Genomic DNA, 2,387 nt, shown 5'->3' with positions numbered 1-2,387 from the left:
AGTGGGGCGCACCGTCGTACGCAATCAGTGTAAGCGTATAATTCCCTGCCGTATCGAGCGTAAAGCCGGGGTGTTCATCCGTTGTAGTCCCGCCCGACCATTCCCACAGGTAATCCGTGGCGTTGGTGCTTGTGTTTTCGGTCTGTACCCACAGTGGAGCTGATCCCGTTATGGGATTGACGGTAAACGAAGCCGTAACGGATAGTTCTTCATGTATCGTCAGTAAAGTATCGTTGGTACAGCCGTGGACATTCTCAACAGACAATGCATAATTCCCCGATGTAAGCCCGGTAAATGCGCTATCCGGTTGCGGTGCATGGTTATCCAGTGTGTACTGGTAAGGTGCTTGGGCGGTGTCCATCATTGCGACAATACTTCCCGTGCTTTTGCCGCACCCGGAAGGGGTAATCTGAATACTCTCAAACTTCGGTTTTGGGTTGACTTTGACGTGTACCGGAAGCACTTTCGAACAACTGTCCGTACTCCATATCCGGACGGTGTACACCGTGGAACTATCCCCCGTAAACGCAGGATTTGGGCAATCGTAACAACTCAATCCCGTTTGCGGCAGCCAGTCGTAATTGATCCCTCCAGAAGCCCCTAGTTGCAACGGTTCCCCCTCGCAGATGGTGGTGTCGGATACGGTTAGATCAGTTGGGAAGGACGAACAGGGGGTGGTGTAGGTGAGAAAAGTCGCTATAATCGGATTTGAGTAAGGATTGTCTCCGACAGGGTTTTGATGTACAAAACGCACGTCAACTTGCATGTCTCCATTCTGGATATAACTTTGGATATTTGCGATAGCATCAGCCCCATTCATTATGGCGTTAGCAACATCATCACTTAGCCCGACAAACATATTATTCTGATAAAAAAAATGCCCCTGTGTGCCTGAACAAAACCAGTTTGAGTTGACATCATTACCCCCTACCAATCCGAGATTTGAGTTATTTATGTACACAAAACTCCCGTCCGTGGTATTATTGCAAAAATGGGAACCTACAAATGCAAATCCAACATCGTTTGAGTTATCAATGGGTAATAAATCATTTATATAATATGAAATAACCTGTCCAACATCTGTTTGATTAAGAACGATATTTACTGCTACAGGAGACAAATTAGGGTTTTCATAGGCTACCACCAAATAAAAACTTGTAAATGCTTGACTGCCGATTATTTGCTGACTTGGTACTGATAAAGAATAGTTGACTGTAGATGGATTTATTAAATCAGTAACCTCAATTGCATGTACACTTGAAGTGTTGATTGATGAATACAAACTATTGAAACCTGATGTATAGATCGTTTCGTCACCAAATTGATAACTTTCTCCGTTAAGAACTACACTGATTTCACCAGGTTTACCATCACAACCTGCAATAAAATACGCCTTTCGAATCACGCTACCAGGCTCAATAGATATATCAAACGTTAATGTTCCAGAACCAGCTCCCATTGATCCTCCGCCACCAGTCATGCCACCATTGAAAACATCCTGATATAATACAAGTTGTCCATTAGATGCTAAGACAACGAATAAAAAAAGCCCTGTAACAAACCTATTCATCTACATCAGTTGATTTTATAAAAATAACGTAAATATTGCCGTTGGGGTTGGCAAAGAGAAGATATTAGAACTGATTTTGAATATGGTTGCAGTATTGAATCAACTTTTTTTTGCAAGTAAATCCCTTAAGTAGCTTATTTCCTCATTAAGCGATTTTATCCGTAACTCGTATTGCTCTATCAGTTTATCGGGCATATTATTGATGAACTTTTCGAACTTTCCCGATTGACTACAATTATTGAAAATCAGATTATCATCAAACGAAATCATATCCATTGGATCAACCTCCAAAACTTCTGCGATACTGGTAACTTTTACCCAGTCAAGCTTTGTTTGGTTCATCTCTATCTTACTATATGCTCTTTGCGATATACCAAGTTTACTGGCAATGAATTCTTGAGAATACCCTCTTAATTCCCGTATCTGTCGGATTTTAGAACCTATTTCTTTTTTCATAACAGCTAAATTAGAACCAAATCTAATGAAATTAGAACTTCGAAGCCCAACCCGAAACAAAAAAAATACGTTTCTTGACGAAAATAAATTTATTGTTAATCTAAACTTTTAAAAATGAATCGATTGAAACTACTGACGGCATTGGTTTGTCTCAGCTTCGGCTTCGGAATAATCCAAGCTCAAAATCCAATTTGGACAATCCCTCCTAATATGAACCGTTTGATGATTGACCCTTTCCCTACAGCTCTCCCCACCCCAACCGATCCAAACAACACCTATGATCCGGGGGAACAGTACTATTACTATCAGGGTCAGGAAGCAGCCAGTACACACAACTCCATGATGGATGCACAGGGTAACC

At 41.4% G+C, this 2,387-nt stretch carries 2 protein-coding genes and 1 pseudogene; 1 reads left to right on the top strand and 2 read right to left on the bottom strand.

Annotated features, from left to right (window positions below; all coding sequences use genetic code 11):
• Window positions 1–1,570 (bottom strand): annotated as a pseudogene (locus tag ABDZ97_RS08170) (hypothetical protein); the annotation flags it as partial.
• A 99-nt stretch (window positions 1,571–1,669) separates the two neighbouring features.
• Window positions 1,670–2,026 carry a helix-turn-helix domain-containing protein gene (locus ABDZ97_RS08165; protein WP_343786390.1) on the bottom strand — a complete coding sequence of 119 codons (357 nt, stop codon included), beginning with the start codon at window positions 2,024–2,026 and terminating at the stop codon, window positions 1,670–1,672.
• A 114-nt stretch (window positions 2,027–2,140) separates the two neighbouring features.
• Between ABDZ97_RS08165 and ABDZ97_RS08160 the strand changes: the two genes are divergently transcribed.
• On the top strand, window positions 2,141–2,387 hold a 247-nt coding region (locus ABDZ97_RS08160), incomplete at its 3' end, for a hypothetical protein (RefSeq protein WP_343786387.1).

The sequence above is a fragment of the Wandonia haliotis genome, from assembly GCF_039523435.1.
GTDB lineage: Bacteria > Bacteroidota > Bacteroidia > Flavobacteriales_D > Crocinitomicaceae > Wandonia > Wandonia haliotis.
The sequence above is the reverse complement of the archived record's forward strand: the minus strand, read 5'-3'. Positions and strand labels throughout refer to the sequence as shown.

Excerpts from the sequence above, each read along its gene's own strand:
- ABDZ97_RS08165 (WP_343786390.1), bottom strand. The coding sequence starts at position 2,026 with ATGAAAAAAGAAATAGGTTCTAAAATCCGACAGATACGGGAATTAAGA.